19 protein-coding genes are annotated in these 17,304 nt (G+C 74.5%); 5 read left to right on the top strand and 14 right to left on the bottom strand.

The window, feature by feature from the left end:
• Positions 1-77: 77 nt before the first annotated feature.
• The 6 genes from ACLJTM_RS33615 to ACLJTM_RS33590 form a co-directional block, all read right to left on the bottom strand.
• A complete protein-coding gene (locus tag ACLJTM_RS33615; RefSeq protein WP_411107612.1) occupies positions 78-923 on the bottom strand; it encodes a hypothetical protein in 846 nt (281 codons plus the stop codon).
• 106 nt (positions 924-1,029) lie between these two features.
• Positions 1,030-1,761 (bottom strand): hypothetical protein, encoded by a 732-nt coding sequence (locus tag ACLJTM_RS33610; protein ID WP_411107611.1) that lies wholly within the window; start codon positions 1,759-1,761, stop codon positions 1,030-1,032.
• A gap of 466 nt (positions 1,762-2,227) precedes the next feature.
• Entirely contained in the window at positions 2,228-2,716 is a 489-nt protein-coding gene (locus ACLJTM_RS33605) for a MarR family winged helix-turn-helix transcriptional regulator (RefSeq protein ID WP_411107610.1), read from the bottom strand.
• A 53-nt stretch (positions 2,717-2,769) separates the two neighbouring features.
• Complete coding sequence (locus ACLJTM_RS33600) at positions 2,770-3,204, bottom strand: STAS domain-containing protein (RefSeq protein ID WP_411107609.1); 435 nt, start codon at positions 3,202-3,204, stop codon at positions 2,770-2,772.
• Positions 3,201-4,280 carry a B12-binding domain-containing protein gene (locus tag ACLJTM_RS33595; protein WP_411107608.1) on the bottom strand — a complete coding sequence of 360 codons (1,080 nt, stop codon included), beginning with the start codon at positions 4,278-4,280 and terminating at the stop codon, positions 3,201-3,203. The genes ACLJTM_RS33600 and ACLJTM_RS33595 overlap by 4 nt, the downstream gene beginning before the upstream one ends.
• A complete protein-coding gene (locus tag ACLJTM_RS33590; protein ID WP_411107626.1) occupies positions 4,277-5,854 on the bottom strand; it encodes a PP2C family protein-serine/threonine phosphatase in 1,578 nt (525 codons plus the stop codon). Before ACLJTM_RS33590 ends, ACLJTM_RS33595 begins: the two co-directional genes overlap by 4 nt.
• A gap of 334 nt (positions 5,855-6,188) precedes the next feature.
• Between ACLJTM_RS33590 and ACLJTM_RS33585 the strand changes: the two genes are divergently transcribed.
• Together ACLJTM_RS33585 and ACLJTM_RS33580 are read left to right on the top strand one after the other, a co-directional pair.
• Positions 6,189-6,536, top strand: a complete 348-nt coding sequence (locus ACLJTM_RS33585; protein WP_411107607.1) for an STAS domain-containing protein — start codon at positions 6,189-6,191, stop codon at positions 6,534-6,536.
• A gap of 69 nt (positions 6,537-6,605) precedes the next feature.
• Positions 6,606-7,055, top strand: coding sequence for an ATP-binding protein (locus ACLJTM_RS33580; protein WP_411107606.1), 450 nt, complete (start codon positions 6,606-6,608; stop codon positions 7,053-7,055).
• Positions 7,056-7,064: 9 nt separating this feature from the next.
• On the opposite strand, the gene ACLJTM_RS33575 is transcribed toward ACLJTM_RS33580, so the two are convergent.
• Positions 7,065-7,520, bottom strand: a complete 456-nt coding sequence (locus ACLJTM_RS33575; RefSeq protein ID WP_411107605.1) for a GNAT family N-acetyltransferase — start codon at positions 7,518-7,520, stop codon at positions 7,065-7,067.
• A gap of 407 nt (positions 7,521-7,927) precedes the next feature.
• Here ACLJTM_RS33575 and ACLJTM_RS33570 point away from each other — a divergent pair, with 407 nt between their 5' ends.
• Positions 7,928-9,538 carry an alpha/beta hydrolase gene (locus ACLJTM_RS33570; protein ID WP_411107604.1) on the top strand — a complete coding sequence of 537 codons (1,611 nt, stop codon included), beginning with the start codon at positions 7,928-7,930 and terminating at the stop codon, positions 9,536-9,538.
• Positions 9,539-9,604: 66 nt separating this feature from the next.
• Here ACLJTM_RS33570 and ACLJTM_RS33565 read toward each other — a convergent pair whose 3' ends face one another.
• The gene (locus ACLJTM_RS33565) at positions 9,605-10,024 is read right to left on the bottom strand and encodes a hypothetical protein (RefSeq protein ID WP_411107603.1); all 420 of its coding nucleotides are present in this window, start codon (positions 10,022-10,024) and stop codon (positions 9,605-9,607) included.
• A gap of 83 nt (positions 10,025-10,107) precedes the next feature.
• Positions 10,108-10,410, bottom strand: a complete 303-nt coding sequence (locus ACLJTM_RS33560) for a hypothetical protein (protein ID WP_411107602.1) — start codon at positions 10,408-10,410, stop codon at positions 10,108-10,110.
• Positions 10,411-10,599: 189 nt separating this feature from the next.
• Between ACLJTM_RS33560 and ACLJTM_RS33555 the strand changes: the two genes are divergently transcribed.
• A complete protein-coding gene (locus tag ACLJTM_RS33555; RefSeq protein WP_411107601.1) occupies positions 10,600-10,947 on the top strand; it encodes a hypothetical protein in 348 nt (115 codons plus the stop codon).
• A 201-nt stretch (positions 10,948-11,148) separates the two neighbouring features.
• On the opposite strand, the gene ACLJTM_RS33550 is transcribed toward ACLJTM_RS33555, so the two are convergent.
• The 4 genes from ACLJTM_RS33550 to ACLJTM_RS33535 form a co-directional block, all read right to left on the bottom strand.
• On the bottom strand, positions 11,149-11,583 hold the full coding sequence (locus ACLJTM_RS33550) for a hypothetical protein (protein WP_411107600.1): 435 nt from the start codon (positions 11,581-11,583) through the stop codon (positions 11,149-11,151).
• A gap of 123 nt (positions 11,584-11,706) precedes the next feature.
• The gene (locus tag ACLJTM_RS33545) at positions 11,707-11,949 is read right to left on the bottom strand and encodes a DUF6059 family protein (RefSeq protein WP_411107599.1); all 243 of its coding nucleotides are present in this window, start codon (positions 11,947-11,949) and stop codon (positions 11,707-11,709) included.
• A 253-nt stretch (positions 11,950-12,202) separates the two neighbouring features.
• Positions 12,203-13,684 carry a multicopper oxidase family protein gene (locus ACLJTM_RS33540; RefSeq protein WP_411107598.1) on the bottom strand — a complete coding sequence of 494 codons (1,482 nt, stop codon included), beginning with the start codon at positions 13,682-13,684 and terminating at the stop codon, positions 12,203-12,205.
• A gap of 111 nt (positions 13,685-13,795) precedes the next feature.
• Entirely contained in the window at positions 13,796-14,818 is a 1,023-nt protein-coding gene (locus tag ACLJTM_RS33535) for a ScbA/BarX family gamma-butyrolactone biosynthesis protein (RefSeq protein WP_411107597.1), read from the bottom strand.
• 288 nt (positions 14,819-15,106) lie between these two features.
• Between ACLJTM_RS33535 and ACLJTM_RS33530 the strand changes: the two genes are divergently transcribed.
• Entirely contained in the window at positions 15,107-16,408 is a 1,302-nt protein-coding gene (locus ACLJTM_RS33530) for a cytochrome P450 family protein (RefSeq protein ID WP_411107596.1), read from the top strand.
• On the opposite strand, the gene ACLJTM_RS33525 is transcribed toward ACLJTM_RS33530, so the two are convergent.
• The gene (locus ACLJTM_RS33525; protein ID WP_411107595.1) at positions 16,353-17,279 is read right to left on the bottom strand and encodes an NAD-dependent epimerase/dehydratase family protein; all 927 of its coding nucleotides are present in this window, start codon (positions 17,277-17,279) and stop codon (positions 16,353-16,355) included. The two genes, ACLJTM_RS33530 and ACLJTM_RS33525, sit on opposite strands and share 56 nt — an antisense overlap.
• Between the last annotated feature and the right edge of the window lie 25 nt (positions 17,280-17,304).

The raw sequence follows: 17,304 nt of genomic DNA, 5'->3' as shown, positions 1-17,304 counted from the left end.
CCTCACGCGGAGTCCGCGCGGGCTGCCCGGCCCGCGCCGGCGGGCCACGGTTCGGGCAGGGGGCCCCGTCGGCGGCCTCAGGGCCGCTCGGCGTACTGGAGCACGCCGCCGACGCTGAAGCAGAGGGCGCCCAGCAGGGTGCCCCAGTCGGCGATGCCCGCGTCGAGTTCGCTGCCCGTCGCCCGGGGGGTGAACGCGGCGAGCGCGGCGACCATGAACAGCACGGAGCCGAGCTGGTTGACGGCGACGACCCACCAGCCGAGGTCGCGGGCGAGGATCCGGATCCGGCCGTGGCAGACCTCCACGAACGACAGGTGCCCGGAGGTCAGGAACAGCACGCACCCGATCACGTCGGGGGCCCAGACCAGCCGGTTGGCCTGCTGGGCGCTCAGGCCCTGGAGGAAGGAGTCCAGCAGGTTGACCGCGAACACCAGCGTGCCGGCGAACAGCACGAACACGCACATCCAGTCCAGGTGCATCGGTTCGTAGCTCCACCACCGCCAGGGCCGGGTGACGAGGGTGTCCGCCCCGGACGGCACGTGCCGGGGGGCGTTGACCACCTGGAGCAGGCCGAGGTAGCCGCCCGTGTTGAAGAACAGGCCGCCGGCGAAGTAGATCGCGGCGCTCGTGGTCGGGCTGCCCGACCCGAACAGGGCGACGGCCGCGCCGGCCGCGAAGAGGGCGCCGCCGATCACGAAGGCGAGGGAGGCCAGGGAGTTCAGGCGGCGCAGCCGGGCCAGCGCCACGGCGTCGGCCCGGGTGCGGCGGGCGGTCGGCGCTCCGGGCGCGCGGACCGCAAGGACGCCCCGGCGGCGGGCCGGGCGCGACTCCCAGACGGCCTCGCCGCCGTCGGGCAGCCGCCAGGTGCGCCTGGTGGTGAAGGGTCCGGCGCCCTCGGCGGTCCGCAACTCGGCCTGTGCCACGGTCCCGAAGCCTAGGCGGTGGCGGCCCGATCGGGCCGGATCCGCCCGGAGTGTCCGGCCCGCGGGCCGAAGGGCCGGGAGGGCCGGACCCCCGGCGGGCGGGCGCTCAGGCCGAGGCGTTCCAGGCGGTCGTCAGGCCGTCCAGCCAGGCCGGCGGCAGCTCCGCGGCGTCCCATTCCTCCCGCAGTTCCCGGGGGGCGGTGAGGAGCCGTTCCAGCACGGCGAGGCTCGTGACGGAGTGGACGAGCGAGTAGCGGCCGTGCATGGTGATGGCGCTGCCCGGCCCGAAGGCCGCGAACAGCCGTTCCAGGCGGGCCCGGTGGGCGTCCGCGAATGCGGTCAGCCGTCCGGCGTACCCGGCCCGCTGCCGGGGGCTCATCGTGCCGAGGACGGCGACGAGCACGTCCTCGGTGACCTCGGGGTCCAGTTCCGAGTCCACGGTGAACGACAGGTACAGGGGCGTGAGCGCCACCCGCGCCCGCTCCACTTCCATGCGCCCGGCCCGCGGGTACTCCCCCGCCGGTCCCTGGTGTCCGTCCGGGCCGACGACCCGGACCAGGGCCTGTTCGGCGAGCGCGCCGAGCTCGTCCAGCAGGCCGCCGGCGCCGTCGAGCCAGCCCGACTCGTACGCCGGCCCCTTGTCGCCCGGCGCGCTGCGGCCGCCGGTGCCCAACTCCTCGTGCGCGAGGGCCAGCGCGCCCGCCTCCACGAGGCCGATCAGCTGCCGCGCGTCATCGGAGGGAACGCCCGCCCGTGCGAGGAGCTGCAGCAGCGTCGTCCTCGCATTGTCGACACTGACCTCGTCCGGCCACTGCCGTCCCTCGTCGGCGGCGCTCATCGGATCCTCCTCATTGCTCGGACAGTGCGCTGTGTACCACGAGCGGGCCCCCTTCGACGGCGCCGCCACCGCGCCGCCACCGCGACGCACCGCAGAACCCCTCCCGCGACCGACCCGCACCCCGGCCGGTCCCGGGGCCCGGCCGCGTCCGCGGGCTCCAGGGGTCTGCGGTCTCCGTCGCCGTGGGCCTGAACGGCGCTGCCCGCCCTGTCGGGCGGGTGCTCATGATTCTCGCGTACGTGCGCCGGCCGCTCCGCGCCCCGTCCCGGTCGCGTCCGCGCACGGCGGCCCGGGACCGGGACGGCCGTCGATCGTTGGAGGTGAGCAGGTCCCCTGCTGCGTCACGGCGACCGTCCCGGCTGTGCCCCTGCTACCCCGGATATCCGCTTTCACCCGTTACCGAAGAACCTCCCGGACCGGACGACGCGGCGGTGGCCTGCCCCGGTACGGGGTCGGGGCGGCCGGATCAAGCCGCCGGGCCCGGCCGCCGGGAGGCACCCGCGGCCGTGATGCCGAGGTGCAGGGCGGCGAGCCCGGTGGCCAGGGCGCGCCGGTGTTCGGAGGTCATCGAGTCGAGGGCCTGCATGAGGGCCTGCTCGCGGTTCTCCCGTATCCGCGCGAGGTGCGAGGCCCCGGCCGGGGTCAGCCCGAGCGCCCGCTCCCGGCCGCTGTCCGGGCAGGGGTGCCGCTCCAGGAAGCCGATGGCCTCCAGGCGGTCGCACAGCCGGGTGACGGAGGGGGCTCCCGCGCCGAGGAGCCGGGACAGGGCGCGCATGCGGATGCCGGGCTGGCGGTCGACCAGGTACATCAGGCGCAGCTGCGAGGGGGAGGCCGGCGCGGGGGCGGTGGCCTGCCGGGCGTTCTCCCACATGACGTCGAGGAGTTCGACGATGTCGCTGACCGACCGTGCCGCGTCGGGGTGGGTCCCGGGCGGTTCGGGGACCGGTGGCGCCATCTGCGTTCCCTCCGCACGGGCGGCGTGTCCGGCGGCGCCGGAGCGTTCCGTCCTCAGGTCCTGGTGTCCGTACTGCCGGAGCGGGCGGGTATCGATTCCTCCGGTGCGGCGGACTGTCTCTCTGCCGTGCGGGAGCCGGCCTGCCGGTTCCCCGCGTCCGGGACGGTGAAGTGCCCCAGCGTACCGGTGACCTGCAGCATTCGTTCCAGGCGAGCGGGCCGGTCGTCGAGGTGCAGGCGTACGCCTGCCGCGGCGGTGTGCCGTCGGACCATCAGGAGCGCCGACAGCCCGCTCGAGTCGATCGTGGCGAGGCCGGCGCAGTGCAGGTGCAGTTCCTTCAGGCGGGGCTGGTCGGCCAGTGCGCGGCTGACGGCGTCCAGGAGGACGTCGCCACCGTGGTGGTCGAGGTCCCCGCGCAGCTCGATGCGCACGGTGTCCTGCGTGTCGACGCACGTCAGGTGGAGCCGGCCGGAGGACAGGTCGGTCATGGGGCGATCCCTGCGGCGGTGGGAGGGGTACAGGTCAGGCCGGCCACACCCGATCCGAGGGTGTCGACGGCGCGGGGGAAGTCCTTCAGCTCCCGGCCCAGGAGGTCCAGGGCCGGGAGGAGGGACTCGGAGGGGACACCGCGGGCGGACAGGACGCCGGCGGTCCACTGCAGGAACCGGGAGAACAGTTCCTCGTCGCCCGTGTAGAGGGCGGCGCCGAGGAACTCCACGATGTGGGAGAGGTCTTCGGCCGTGCGCTCGCGCTGCACCTCGTCGTAGGCGCGCATCGCCGGGTAGGCGCTCTCCAGCCCGCTGAAGACCGTCCGCACGAGCTGGGGCCGGGTGCGGGTGACGAGCGTGTACTCCTGGTCGGTCAGGTGGGGCAGGTCGTCGATGGGCTGGTGGTCCGGCTGGGGGCGCGGCAGCGGGCGGCGGGCCAGGTCGTCGGCGGCGGTCCGGGCGTCGGGGGCCCAGGCGTCCGCGCCCAGCAGGCGGGCGTAGCGGCCGCCGGGCCCGAAGGCGGCCCCGCCGACGAGGACGGGCGTACCCGCGGCCTGGCAGGCGGTGATCGTCGCGTGCGCGGTGGGCAGGCGGGTGGGGAGGGAACTGGAGAGGGCCACGACGTCCGGCCCGGTGCGGTGCAGGTGCGCGATGAGGTGGGGTGTGGGGACGTGGGCGCCGAGGTAGTCGACGCTCCAGCCGCGCAGCCGCAGCGTCTCGGCCAGGAGCCGGGCGGGCAGGGCGTGCCATTCGCCGTCCACACAGGCGACGGTGACCCGGCCGCGGGTGGGGGTCGTCCGGGCCGCGGGGTGCCGGGCGACCGCGGCGACGGCCCGCTCGTTGATCGCGGTCGCGGCGTGCTCCTGGGCGACGGTGATGCGGTTGGCGGCCCATTCCTCGCCCACCCGCCCCTGGACGGGGGCGAGCACGTCGAGCAGGGCGCTCTCCGGGTCCAGGCCCTCGTCCAGTGCGTGCAGCACCGCCGTGATCGCGGCGGCCTCGTCGAGGCCGATGACCGTCTCCCACACGTGCTGCACCAACTGCTCCGGGGCGGTGGCGGCGTCCGGCCGGCTCATGCGGTGAACTGGCCCCGGGTGCGGCCGTCGACGGCGCTGAGGTGGTTGGTGCGGGGGGCCGAGACGACCACGACGGCCATGTCGTCGTGCCCGCCGCTCCCCACCCACTGGGTGGCGAGCATCTGCACCCGCTCCACCACCGCTTCGGCGGGCATGCCCGTGCATTCCGAGAGGGTCCGGCGCAGGCGTTCCTCGCCGAACATCGCCCCGCCGAGCGGGCCTCCGCGGGCCTCCGTGATGCCGTCCGTGTACAGGACGCAGCACTCGCCTGGCGCGAGCGTCACCTCCGCCGTGTCGGCGGTGACGGCGGGCAGCGCCCCGACCAGGGTGCCGCGGGTGGCGGCCTCCTCGATGCGGCCGTCGGAGCGCAGGATCAGCGGGGCGGGGTGGCCGGCACTGGTCAGCCTCATGCGTACCGCGTTCCCCTCCCGTACCGCCGAGGCCAGCACCATGGTGGCGAACCGGGCGTTGTGGGTGTTCAGGAGCGAGGTGTTCAGCAGGCTCAGCATCCGCTGGTGGTCGTCGGCCATCGGCAGCAGCGCGTGCAGGGTGTTGCGGATCTTCCCCGTCATCACGGCGGCCTCCAGGCCCTTGCCGCACACGTCGCCGAGGACGACGAGGGAGGCCTCGCCCTCCACGGCGGCGGGGTGGACGTCGTAGAAGTCCCCGCCGACCCGCTCGTGGTCCTTCGAGGGCCGGTAGCCGCCCGCGTACTCCACACCGCAGACCTGGTGCAGGGCGGGGGGCAGCAGTTCCCGCATCAGGGTGTCGGTGATCGAGGACTGCTCGGCGTAGAGGCGTGCGGCGGACATGGCGGCGCCGGCGCGGGCCGCGTACAGGCGGGCGAAGACCTCCTCGTCCTCCGTGAACGCGGCGGCGCCGGTGCGGCGCAGCAGGACGAGGGCGCCCGCGGGCACGCCGTGGCCGGGCAGCGGGGTGATGACGATCGAGCCGACCGCGCCGAAGCCCTCGGGGATCAGCCAGGCCGGTGCGGTGGCGGGATCGATCCAGCGGGAGGGGACGGGCGGGAAGCCCTGGAGCGCCTCTTCCAGTCCCGGTACCTCTTCGGGGTGGGCCCTGACGCGGGTCGCCGACGGTGTTCCGCCCCGCAGGCAGCACACCACCGGCAGCTCACGGCCGTGCGAGGGGGCGATCACCAGCGCGGCGTCCGCGAGGTGTTCCGCGGCCATCTGTGCGGTGACGTCCATGCACCGTTCCAGGTTCAGCGAGGAGAGCAGCAGGTTGGAGGCCCGGGTCAGGAACGCGGTGCGGGCGCGCTCCATCTGCAGGGCCTGCCGGGCCAGTCGGTGGTCGGTGTCGTCGACCAGCCACCACAGCACCGTGCCGTCGTCGCGCAGGGTCGGATGGGCTTCGTAGGCGCGGTCGCCGACCGGGCCCTCGGCCATCGGGGCGGGTCGGTCGTCCGGCCGCTGCCGGGCGCCGGCCGGGGAGGCGCTGTGCGCCCGGGTGCAGCGTTCGTGTGCCGAGGACAGCCAGGCGGGGACCGCGTCGGCCATCGGCGTCCCCGGGCGGGCGCCCGGGAAGACCAGGCCCGCGGCCTCGTTGGCGTACACGAGGTCCGACCCCGCGTCCGCCACGAGCACCGGGTAGGGGGCCTCACTCCACGGGATGGCCACCGCGGTCGGACCGGAAGTTGCCTGGTTGGTATTCACCAAACGTTGAAGGCTCGCTGCGCGAACCCCTCACCTCTTTACGTCGAAGGAAAAACCCTTGCCCTCCGGCAACCATCCTCCATCGGTGACGCCGCTGGCAACCGTGCCCCGCTCGCCGCGCCGTCCGCCACGGCTCGCACACGGAACGGACACATCTCCTCCTCAGGTCGGTGCGGTGGGGCGGCCGTCCGCCTCTCGGGCGACAATCCGGCCCCCGATGTAGGAGGATGCCGAGGTGATCGGAGACGAACCGGTGGTCACCGCGACCACGCACGAAGGCACGGCCGTCGTCCACCTGCGGGGTGATTTCGACGAGGAGAGCGCGCTCGACCTCGCCCGGGTGCTCGCCGAGGCGGCGGCCGGCGGAGCACCGCGCACCGTGGTCGACCTGTCCCGGACGTGCTTCGCGGACTCCTCCGTCCTGCACGCCCTGCTCGAAGCCCAGCAGGCCCATGCGGCGGCGGGGTCGGTCCTGGTCCTCGCCGGCCCGCTGCAGATGGCCGTCCGACGTCTGTTCGACGTCACCGGAACAGGTGCCGCGTTCCGGATGGCGGACAGCCTGAAGGCCGCGCTGGCATGCTGAGCCGGGCGCTGCGCTCCGGATGGGCGAACGACGGCATGGCCGGCCCGACCGCGGGCAGGCGATGACGGTATGAACCCGCTCACAGCAGCCGGCGACCCCGGCGGATCCACCCGCGAGAAGGGCGGCAGCCCCCCGGCCGCCGCCCCGCCGGCCAGCGCTGTCCCCGCCCCGCCGGCCAGCGCTGCCGCCGCCCGCGACCGGGTCTGCCGCCTGCTGGAGCACGCGGGCATCGGCCTGGACAGCGTCACGGCCGCGGACGCGCTCCTGGTCGTCTCGGAGCTCGTCACCAACGCGGTCCGCCACGGCGGCGGCATCACCGCCTTCCACACCGAGATCGCGGACGACGCCCTGTACCTGTCCGTGAGCGACGCCAGCCCCCGTGCCCCCTCCTCGCGCACCGGCAGCCCGGACCATCCCGGCGGCTACGGCTGGCCGCTCATCCAGCGGCTCACCGAGCACATCGGCATCAGCAGCCGCCCGGACGGCAAGACCATCAGCACCGTGCTGCGCCTCACCTGATCCGCGGGGTCAGCGGCCGGGCGCCATGTCGTAGGTGACCCACATGGTCCGCGCGGCCACCTGGTCGTACTTGGACCGCGCCCGGTGGTTGTCGTCGGCGGTGATCCACCGGACCACGCTCCAGCCGCGCTCCGCGGCGATCTCCCGCAGCGCGCCGAGCAGCAGGTCGGCGGCGCCCGAACCGCGGTGCTCGGGCGCCACGAACAGGTCGTCGAGGAAGCCTCCGACCGTCGCCGACAGCGGCCGGGCGAACGGACGGTAGTGGGCCAGGCCGAGGAGCCGGCCGCCGGCGTCCTCGGCGACGAGCGCCTCGACCTCGTGGCCGGGGTCGTTCACCCAGGTCCAGACGGTCTCGGCCGCCTCCTCGGTCTGCTCCACCCGGTAGAAGTCCGCGTATCCGCGGTAGAGGGCGCGCCACTGCGCGAAGTCCTCGGGCCGGGCGGCACGGACGGTGATCTGGGACATGGTGCGCTGCTCCTGTGACGAGGTGCGGGTCGGTCTCCGGCCGCCCGGTGGCGGTCGGGACCTTGACCTGCATGTTCTCAGCGGCGCCGGAACGCCGGGCGCCCGGCCCCCGCCCTGCCGTGCCCGCCGGGCCCGGCCGCACCCTCCGCGGCGCAGCCCGGTCCGCCGGCCGCGGACCCGTGACGGGCGGTCAGCCGCCGCGGAGGGGGCGGACGGACGGGGCCCCGCGGGCGTCTCGGCAGGCGCTGGCGGCCCGAGCGGTACATCGGCCCGGATACGCCGCTGGTGGTAGTCGGCCGCCCCCTCCGGTGGTAGGCAGGAAGCACCTTCCGGTGGGCCGCCGCGGGCAGCGTCCGGCCCCTGCGTCGGCGCCCGTCCCGCACCACCCCATGACGGAGGATCACTGCATGCAGACCCGTTCGGCTGATGGCCCCCGCACACGAGTGGCGTGGGCGATATCCCTCGTCCTGGTCGCGGTCACCGCGCTCGTCGGGGCCGCCCCCGGGGCCGCCACGGCCACCGCCCCTGCCGCCCCGCCCGTTCCGGTCCTGTCCTGGGGACCCTGCACCGGCGACCAGGGCGACGGCTTCGAGTGCGCGACCGCCCTCGTGCCGCTGGACCACCGCCGGCCCGCCGGCCCGACGATCCCGCTCGCGGTCACCCGGCGGCCCGCGGCCGATCCGGCCCACCGCACCGGTGTCCTGCTGCTGCACCCGGGCGGGCCCGGCAACCCCGGTGTGGACTTCGCCCGCAACAGCTACGACGCGCTTCCCGCCTCGCTGCGCGACGCCTTCGACGTCGTCGGGTACGACATGCGCGGCGTGGCGCGCAGCGGGCAGGTGGAGTGCTGGAACGACCAGGAGTACGCGGCCGCCGTCGACTCGGCACGCGGGGTCCCCGGCCCGGGGGCCCTGGGCACCGCCGTCCGGCAGGGCCTGGACTTCGCCACCGCGTGCCGGCAGCGGTCGGGGGACCTCGTGCCGTTCCTCGGCACCGGATCGAACGCGAAGGACATCGACCTGCTCCGGCAGGCCCTCGGCGAGGAGGTGCTGTCCTTCTACGGCCGCTCCTTCGGCAGCTACGTGGGGACCGTGTACGCCGCGCAGTTCCCGCAGCGCGTCCGCGCCATGGTCCTGGACGGGGCCTACGACCCGCGGCGCTACGCCGACCTGCCGTACGCGTACGACACCGGGCAGTTCGTCGCCCTGGACGCGGCAGTCGGCCGGTTCCTGGACTGGTGCGCGCGGGAGGCCGCAGCCTGCGGGTTCGGCGACGGCAGGCCGCGGGAGGCCTTCGAGGAGCTCAAGCGGGCGCTGGACGCCGACCCGGTCGTCACGGCGAGCGGACGTCCCGCCACCGGCTACACCCTCGCCTACCGCCTGATGTTCAACATCAACTCGGGGAAGGAGGTCTGGCCCTACCTGGGAGAGGCCCTGCGGGCGGCCCAGGCGCGCCAGACCTCGTTCCTGCTGTCCCCGCCCTCGCCCGCGTCCTTCGACTTCCTCAACGTCAACACGGCCGTCGAGTGCGCGGACCGGGTCTACCCGACCAGCCGGCTGCTCCTGGGCACGCTGGTCGGCGCCCACGTCGCCGCCGCTCCGCTGCTGGGACCGGCGATCGGCCTGGGACCGCCCACCTACGACCACAACCACGCGCCCACCTGCGCCCAGTGGCCGGCGGAGCGTCCGAGCCGCTTCGAGGGTTCCTACCGGGCGGCCGGCTCGGCCCCGATCCTGGTCCTCGGCACGACCGGGGACCCGGACACCCCGTACCAGGACGCCGTGGCCCTCGCCGGGACGCTGGAGAACGGACGGCTGCTGACCTTCGCCGCCGAGGGGCACACCGGATACAACCGCAGTGCGTGCATCAGCGCCCTGGTCAACGACTACCTCGCCCACCGGGCGCTGCCCGCGCGGGGCACCGTCTGCGCGGACGAGGCGCCGCCGGGTGCGTTCGGCCGCCGCGCCACGGGCGTGGCGGCCGACGAGACGCGCGAGGTGATCCCCGCGCTCCGCTGACGTGCCGGGCCCGCCGCAGGCCGGGGCCGCAGCCGTCCACGGGCTGCGGGCCCGGCCTGCGGCCCCTCAGGCGGGCGGGGCCGGGGCGTGCGCGCCGCCGCCGGCGCCGATCGCGGCGAGGGCTGCCTCGTGGAGGCGGGCCAGTCCGGCCTCGGGCAGCGGCACCGGGCTGCCGGCCAGGGTGTACCACTCCTCCGCGCCGGTGTACTGGACGGTGAGGGCGGCGGTGCCGTCGGCCAGGTCCTCGGTGGCGAGGGTGAGTTCACCGGTGATGACGCCGACCTCGTCGGTCATCGCGCCGCCCGGTCCGGCCGTGGTGAACCCGACCAGGCGCACCCCCTCCTCCGCGGCGGGCGCGAACCCGGGTACGGGGGCGGGTGCGCCGGCGGCTGCGGTGGCGGCGGCGGCTGCGGGGGCGGGTGCGCCGGCGGCTGCGGTGGCGGCGGGGATGACGGGCCGGGTCTGCTGCGGGTGGAGGGGAGTCATGCCGTACGGGTGCCCAGCATTTCGCCGAGGTTGCCCCCGCGCGGCGGACATCCGGCCGACGGGCTTGCGGCCACGGGCGCCGTTCACCGCCGGCAGGGCGGGTGGGGGCCGTGGCCCAGTACGTAGGAGAGGGACACGATCGCGGCGATCCACACGACCACCCCGGCCCAGACCAGGCGGCCTTCGCCGCTCATGCCGGCGGCGAGCAGTACCACCAGGGCGGCGCACAGCAGGATTCCCAGCACCAGCAGCAGCCCGACCGGCAGCTGCTGCCCGGCCCGCCTGCCCGGCCCCTCGGCGCCTGCGCCGAGGGACTCGTCCCGCAGGCCCGCGACCAGCTGGTCCCAGGCGGCCGCCTCCCGGACCGTCAGCCGTGCCCTTGCCACACCGCACCCCCGTGCCACACCCGCCGCCGCTCTTGCGCGTGCGCGCGTACCCGGCAGGGCCCGTTGCATGCGCGGGGGTGACCGCCGCGCAGGGCCGGGCCGGCGAACCGCCCGCCCTGCACGGTGAGGTCGGGGGCCGGGCTGCGTGGCGCCGTCCCGGCAGCGGCCGTGCACGCTTACGGTGCCTCCATGACGACAGAACCCGAACGGGACCCGGGCGAGCCGGCCGACGTCCGCGCGGCACGGGCGGCCATCGACGCGTACCTGAACCGTACGGATCCGTCCGCGCGGACCCGCTCGGCGGACGGCCGCATCGACGACCGGACGGCGGAACTCGTGGCCCGTGAGGCCTGGGACGCGGTGATGGCCGTCACCCCTCCCCCGCCCGACCCGGCGACCGACCCGGGCCCCGCCGTGGAGCCCCCCGAGGTCGCCGAACGCCGCGAGCGGGCGGTCGCCGTCGTCCGCGGCCTGCAGAAACTGGGCCACCACCTCGACGAGACCCTGCTGCCCGGCCCCGACCTGGCCGCCGGTTAGTGCTGTGACCGGAAGGGTTTGCCGGGTCGCGGTGTCCGGCGCGGTGGATCGCAAGGCGGAGGGCACGTCTCGTACCGGACGTACGGGCGTGGTCTGACCTCGCCGCGAGGCGCCGTGCCGGGCGCCGCGACCCGGTGAACCCTTCCGGTCACGGCACCGGCGGCGGGCCGCGGACCGGGCCCGTGCGCGGGAGGGTCCCGGTCACCCGCCGGCGGAGCCTGCGGAGGGCGCGGCCCCGCCCTTCCCGGCGGCCTCCTCGCCCGCCTTCCGCAGGGCCTCGTAGTACGCCTCCACGTAGGCGGCGTCCTCCAGCCCTTCGCAGCCGGCGGGCCGGGGTTCCGTCCGGAGCAGGCCGGGGTCCTGCGCGGCCTGGTCGGCGACGGCCTCGATGCAGGCCTTCTTCTGCGCGTCGGCGCCCGGCCCGGGCGCCCCGCCGGGACCGGCCCCCGAGGCGGACGGCGAACCGGACGCCGGGTCGGACGCCGGGTCGGACGTCCGGCCCGGCGCCGGGCCGGACGCCGGGCCGGACGCCGACGGGCGCGCCGGCTCCGGCCCCGGGTCGGAACTGCCGCCGGAGCAGCCGGCCAGGGCTGCGCACAGGACGAGGGCCGCGGCCAGGACGCGCACGGTACGCATGGTCCCCCCAAGGGTTCGATCGATGGGCGGCATCATGCCGCGCACCCACCCGGCCTGGCGAGAGCGCCGGCGCCCCGCCCTTCCCGCCGGCATCGCGGCGTGGCGTACGGGGCCGGACGCGGCTCAGCGCACCCGCAGTTCGCGCTGGAGGGCGCGTTCCAGGGGGGTGAGGGGGATGTCGGGCCGGACCCGTTCCGGATGGGCGGGGCCGGGGCCGGTGAGGCCGCGCGGCGGGGCGGGGGGCGGGGGCGGCTCGGGGAGCCCGCCGACCGCGCCCTTGGGTTCGCCGCCCGTGTAGAGGGTGCCGTAGGCCACCAGGCTCCCGTAGAGCGAGCGCAGCAGGCGGCGGGCAAGGGAGGGTCGCATCGCGGGCCTCACTCCGATCGGTCGTCGCGGTGGCGCGGGTACGCGGCACAGGGCGCACCACTGACCTTTCGGCACGCCGGCGGAGACCGGGCCGAGAACGGGTCGCGGCGGGCTCGGGTCACGATCGCGGCGGGCTCGGGGCGGGATCGGGGTGCAGTCGCGGCGGGGTGGGGCGGGGGGCGAGGACTGCCGGAACGCGCAGGGGCCCGGGGCGGATGCCCCGGGCCCCTGCGGATGCCGTCCGGCCCCGCCGTCAGCTGATCTTGAACTGGCCCATCATGCCCATGGCCGAGTGGTCGATCAGGTGGCAGTGGTAGAGGTACTGGCCGCGGTAGGTGTCGAAGGTGGCCTGGATCTTGACGGTGTCCCCCGGCATCAGCCAGACGGTGTCCTTGAAGCCGGCCTCGTCGGCGGCCGGGGGGCGTCCGTTGCGCTCGATCACCCGGAACTGCACCAGGTGCAGGTGGAAGTTGTGCGGCATGAACGTGTTGACGTTGCTGATCGTCCAGACCTCGCTGGCACCGTGGCGGACGTACTCGTCGATGCGGTTGGGGTCGTAGACCTTGTCGTTGAGGAAGGCGAGGGCGTCCGCGGCGCCGCTCTCGTCCATCCGCATCACCACCGACCGCTGGGCCGTGGGCGCCGGCAGCGCCGGCATGGTGCGCAGGACCGCCGGGACCGAGCTGTTGTCCGCGGCGGTGCGGACCACGTCGAAGCGCAGGACCTGCCCGAAGTCCTCGGGCAGGCCGCCGCCGAGGTTGGTGTTCTCCAGGACGATCCTGGTGCCCACGGGGTAGCGCGAGAAGTCGATGACGACGTCGGCGCGCTCACCGGGCGACAGCGGCACCTCGGCGGTGCGGTGGGGCTTGGGGAGCAGTCCGCCGTCGGAGGCTATCTGCACCAGTTCGCTGCCGTCGGCCAGCCGCAGGCTGAAGGAGCGCAGGTTGGCGGAGTTGAGGAACCGGAAGCGGTACTTGCGGGCGGCCACCTGGAAGTACGGGTAGGCCTTGCCGTTGGCCAGGACGGTGGTGCGGCCGTCGAAGTCGTTCATCGCGTAGCGCAGCTGGCCCTGCCCGTCGAAGGCCGCGTCGCGGACGGCGATCGGGACGTCGTACGCGCCCGAGGGCAGCGGCAGGGCCTGTTCGACGGGGTCGGTGATCAGGTAGGAGCCGGACAGGCCGCGGTAGACGTGCTCGGACTCCATGTGGTGCGCGTGGTCGTGGTACCAGAGCGAGGCGTGCGGCTGCTTGTTCGGGTACGTGTACGTCCGGTTGGCGCCCGGGGCGATGGTCTCCATCGGCGAGCCGTCGTCCTGCGGGAGCACGGAGGCGCCGTGCAGGTGGACCGAGGTGGGCATGTCGATGCCGTTGTGCTGGCGGACCGAGACGGTGCGGCCGGTACGGGCCTTGATGACGGGACCGGGGAAGTGGCCGTTGTAGGTGAGGACCTCGGTCTGGAAGCCGGGGATGATCTCCTTGCGGGCCCGGCGCATCGTCATCACGTAGCGGTCGACGCCGTCGGTGGTCGAGGACGGCGCGAGGACCGGCATCGTGGGCATCGCCAGCTTGAACTTCTCGATGGGCGGGGGCCCGGCGGGGACCGCCGCCTGCGCGGCGGGGGAGGTCGCCTGCCCCTTTTCGGACCTGCCCAGCAGCGGCGTCAGGGCGGCACCGGTGAACGCGCCCGTGCCGGCCGTCACAAGGGCTGCGCCGAGCACGGTACGTCGGGTGGCCATGGCCTTCTCCTCGGTCGGAGGTCGTGCCGTACGGCCGGACGGCCGCGGACTGCGCCGACTCCAGCACAGGCCGCTAGAGCTGCACTGGTGGGGCCGGTGAGACGGCGCGGCTCAAGGCCGGGGGCGGGCCGGGGCAGCCGATCCGGCCCCGGGTCTGTCCAGCGGGCCGGAGATCAGGGCGCTGAAGACGCTCCGCCCGCCCTGTGTACCGGTGACCTGCACACTGGCCCAGTCGGCGGCCCGGGAGGGCAGGGCCGCGGCCTGGATGCGGACCGGGGAGGTGAACTCCGCGTACTGGTGGAAGTCGGTGCAGACGGAGGCCGGGGTCAGGGCCGCCGGGTGGCAGAGGGCTCCGGCGGCCTGCCGGGCCGCTTCGAGGAGGACCATGCCCGGGAAGTGGTCTCCGCCGTGGTCGAAGAGAATGGGGTGTTGCGGGTCCGGGTCGAGCAGCCAGCTGTGCGCTTCCTCCGTCGGGGACAGCACCACGTCCCGCGGCAGGGCCTTGCCCACGACGGCCGGCAGGACCTTGGCGAGGGGCCGGGTGCGGGTGGTCCGGGTCGCCGACCCCGCCGCTCCGCGCAGCCGGCGGTACGTCAGGTCGGAGATGCAGGCGAACCGGCCGCCACCGACGGCGCACAGGCGTCCGTCGCGTTCGACGCTGATCTCCATGCGGAACTCCGCGAGCCGCTTGCCCTTGCGCACGACATCGGTACAGGTCGCCCGCAGGGTGAGGTCGCTGGGACCGGAACCGATCGCCATGTTCTGCTGATATGTGGTGACGTTCAGGTCCCACAGCAGGAAGTGGTGGCCCAGGGGGACCCCGAGTTCGGCGTGGGCGAGGAACAGACCCGCCTGACGAATGGTTTCCGCGGCCTGCATCGAGTCGTGCTGGGTGCCGTCCACGCTGGTGAAGAACGTGTGGGCGCGGGGCCACTGGCCGGTGAGGGCGAAGGTGTGCTCGTCGAGCTGTTCGCAGCCGGTCAGGAACACCTCGGCGTGGCTCGCCCGGTGGACGTATTCACGGGGGACCGTGGTGGTCAGGCGCGGAAGGACGTCAAGCCCCGTCGGGGACCGGAACCTGCGCCCCTGCCCCGGTATGCCGAGGTCTTCCTCTTGAATCGTCAGGAGGGTCATGCTCGCTCCACCTATCTCCACACGCCGCTCTGTGGTTGTCGGATGACGCAGGAAGTCAGGAGCCATAAGATACAGACGCCCCGGTTTTTTTTCTACGTGGTGTGACGGAAAAATGTGCGCGGTGTGAAGGCGCGGACGCACCGCGCAACCGGCGGCGATCCTTCCGGTACCAGGGATCCCCGCCTCCTCGGGTCGCGACATCGCATCCCCTGTGTGAACGCCGTTGTAAAACCGGGTCGCCGGTTTTATTCTAGGGTCGGTCCCGGCCCCGCCCGTTTGGAGACGTTGATGCCCCGTCAGCAGCAGTGCCCGTACGCCATCGACCCGGCGGGCCGGGACATCCAGGGGGAGGCGGCGCTGCTGCGCACCCGGGGGCCCCTCACCCGGGTGGTGCTGCCGGGGGACGTCGAGGCCTGGGCGGTGACCGATACAGAACTGATCAAGGAGCTGCTCACCGACCCGCGCGTGTCCAAGGACGCCAACCGGCACTGGCCCGCGTGGATCGACGGGGAGATAGCGCAGACCTGGCCGCTCGCCATCTGGGTGTCGGTGCAGAACATGGTGACCGCCTACGGGGCGGACCACACACGGCTGCGCGGGCTCGTGGCCTCCGCCTTCACCGCGCGCCGCACCGCCCTGCTCGCCCCGCGCATCGAAGAGATCACCCGCCTGCTGCTCGACGAGCTCGAACAGCAGGCAGCGGACGGGCCGGTGGACCTGCGGCAGGCGTTCGCCGAGCACCTGCCGGCCCGGGTGCTCGCCGAACTGTTCGGCATCCCGGAGGAGTTCCGTGCGGCGCTCCGCCGGATCATCGGCGGATTCTTCGACACGGCGGCCTCACTGGAGGACATGCAGCGCAATGGCATCGACCTCTACGCGACGATGACGGCGCTGATCGCCGGCAAGCGCAGCCGACCCGGGGACGACCTGACCAGCGCCCTGATCGGGGTGCGCGACGAGGACGGCAGCCGGCTGACGGAGAAGGAGCTGCTGGACAACCTCATCCTGCTCTACACGGCGGGCTACGAGACCACCGTCAACCTGCTGGGCAACGCGGTGCGCCTGCTCCTGGAGCACCCGGAGCAGCTCGCACTCGTCCGTAGCGGTGCAGCCACCTGGGAGGACGCGGTCGAGGAGGCCCTGCGGGCGGAAGCCCCGGGGGCCAACGGAATCCTGCGTTACGCAGTACAGGACCTGGAGATCGGCGGTACCACCGTGCGCACGGGGGACCCCCTCGTCATCTCCTTCGTCTCCCCCGGCCGCGACACGGCGGTGCACGGGCAGGACGCGGACCGCTTCGACGTGACGCGCCCCACCCGCCGCGCGCACCTGGCCTTCGGCCACGGCACGCACTACTGCCTCGGCGCCCCGCTCGCCCGGCTGGAGGCCCGGATCGCCCTGCGCGAGCTGTTCGCCCGCTTCCCCGACCTTGCCCTGGCCGTTCCCACCGCGGAGCTGCGCCCGCTGGAGTCGTTCATCTCCAACGGGCCGCGCGAACTGCCCGTCCACCTCGGGCAGTCGGCGGCCCGTGCGCTCACCGCGAGTGCAGCAGCTCCCGGTACCACGGCAGGTGCGCCGGCAGGCCCGTGAGGGGCGACGGGCCCGGATCGAGGTCCAGGAGTTCCCAGAGGGCGGCGCCTTCGAACCAGTGGTCCACCAGGAGCATGTCCAGGTGGTGCAGAGCCTGAGGGACCCCGTCGACGCGGGCCCTGGCCGCGGCAGGGTCCAGGAGCTCCCGCACGGGCAGGTCCAGCTCACGGTGCACGAGGTCCATCAGCGCGGCGCCGCCGAGGGGCACTGGATGGCCGGCGTGGTGGACCCCGGCCGGGTCGCGGTCGGTCATGGCGGCGGCGACCACGGCGGACGCCAGCGCCCCGGCCTCGACGGCGGAGTGCACCGACGGCGTGTCGACCGCGGTGCCCAGATACCGCAGGAGTCCGGCGAGGCCCGGCACCACCCACCGGTCCCCGGTGCCGTACACGAGGTGCGGCCGCAGGACGGCGCCGCCGGCCTCCAGGACATGGGCTTCGGCCGCGGCCCGGGAGGCGCTGGTGGGGGATGCGGGCCGCAGCGGCAGCTCATGGACCTCGGCTTGGCGGAACGGCCCGCGGCCGTGCACGGATGCGGTGCCGACGTGTACCACACGCCGTACGCCGTGGCGGCGGGCGTCGGCGAGCAGGTGGCGCGTGCCGAGGTCGTTCACGGCGCGCAGGGCGTCCTCGTCCCCGCCGACGGCCGAAGCGCAGTGGAGGACCGCGTCGACGCCCTCGCAGACCCCTCGCAGGGAATCAGGGTCGGTGAGGTCGGCCACCACGGTGTGGATGCGGTCGGTGGGGGGCTGCGGAGGGCCGCCGGGGCGGCGCATCAGCCGGAGGTGGAGGTCGGGCCAGGCCAGCGCCTCACGTACCACATGGCTGCCGATGAACCCCTGGGACCCGGTGATGAGGACGTTGTACGGCATTTCGGACTCCTGAAGCTGGGTGGGA

The organism is Streptomyces sp. cmx-4-9 (genome assembly GCF_046548835.1).
Lineage (GTDB): Bacteria > Actinomycetota > Actinomycetes > Streptomycetales > Streptomycetaceae > Streptomyces.
This window is presented reverse-complemented; position numbering and strand designations above follow the sequence as displayed.

Excerpts from the sequence above, each read along its gene's own strand:
- ACLJTM_RS33610 (WP_411107611.1), bottom strand. The coding sequence starts at position 1,761 with ATGAGCGCCGCCGACGAGGGACGGCAGTGGCCGGACGAGGTCAGTGTC.
- ACLJTM_RS33605 (WP_411107610.1), bottom strand. The coding sequence starts at position 2,716 with ATGGCGCCACCGGTCCCCGAACCGCCCGGGACCCACCCCGACGCGGCA.
- ACLJTM_RS33600 (WP_411107609.1), bottom strand. The coding sequence starts at position 3,204 with ATGACCGACCTGTCCTCCGGCCGGCTCCACCTGACGTGCGTCGACACG.
- ACLJTM_RS33595 (WP_411107608.1), bottom strand. The coding sequence starts at position 4,280 with ATGAGCCGGCCGGACGCCGCCACCGCCCCGGAGCAGTTGGTGCAGCAC.
- ACLJTM_RS33580 (WP_411107606.1), top strand. The coding sequence starts at position 6,606 with ATGAACCCGCTCACAGCAGCCGGCGACCCCGGCGGATCCACCCGCGAG.
- ACLJTM_RS33575 (WP_411107605.1), bottom strand. The coding sequence starts at position 7,520 with ATGTCCCAGATCACCGTCCGTGCCGCCCGGCCCGAGGACTTCGCGCAG.
- ACLJTM_RS33570 (WP_411107604.1), top strand. The coding sequence starts at position 7,928 with ATGCAGACCCGTTCGGCTGATGGCCCCCGCACACGAGTGGCGTGGGCG.
- ACLJTM_RS33565 (WP_411107603.1), bottom strand. The coding sequence starts at position 10,024 with ATGACTCCCCTCCACCCGCAGCAGACCCGGCCCGTCATCCCCGCCGCC.
- ACLJTM_RS33555 (WP_411107601.1), top strand. The coding sequence starts at position 10,600 with ATGACGACAGAACCCGAACGGGACCCGGGCGAGCCGGCCGACGTCCGC.
- ACLJTM_RS33550 (WP_411107600.1), bottom strand. The coding sequence starts at position 11,583 with ATGCGTACCGTGCGCGTCCTGGCCGCGGCCCTCGTCCTGTGCGCAGCC.
- ACLJTM_RS33545 (WP_411107599.1), bottom strand. The coding sequence starts at position 11,949 with ATGCGACCCTCCCTTGCCCGCCGCCTGCTGCGCTCGCTCTACGGGAGC.
- ACLJTM_RS33540 (WP_411107598.1), bottom strand. The coding sequence starts at position 13,684 with ATGGCCACCCGACGTACCGTGCTCGGCGCAGCCCTTGTGACGGCCGGC.
- ACLJTM_RS33535 (WP_411107597.1), bottom strand. The coding sequence starts at position 14,818 with ATGACCCTCCTGACGATTCAAGAGGAAGACCTCGGCATACCGGGGCAG.
- ACLJTM_RS33530 (WP_411107596.1), top strand. The coding sequence starts at position 15,107 with ATGCCCCGTCAGCAGCAGTGCCCGTACGCCATCGACCCGGCGGGCCGG.
- ACLJTM_RS33525 (WP_411107595.1), bottom strand. The coding sequence starts at position 17,279 with ATGCCGTACAACGTCCTCATCACCGGGTCCCAGGGGTTCATCGGCAGC.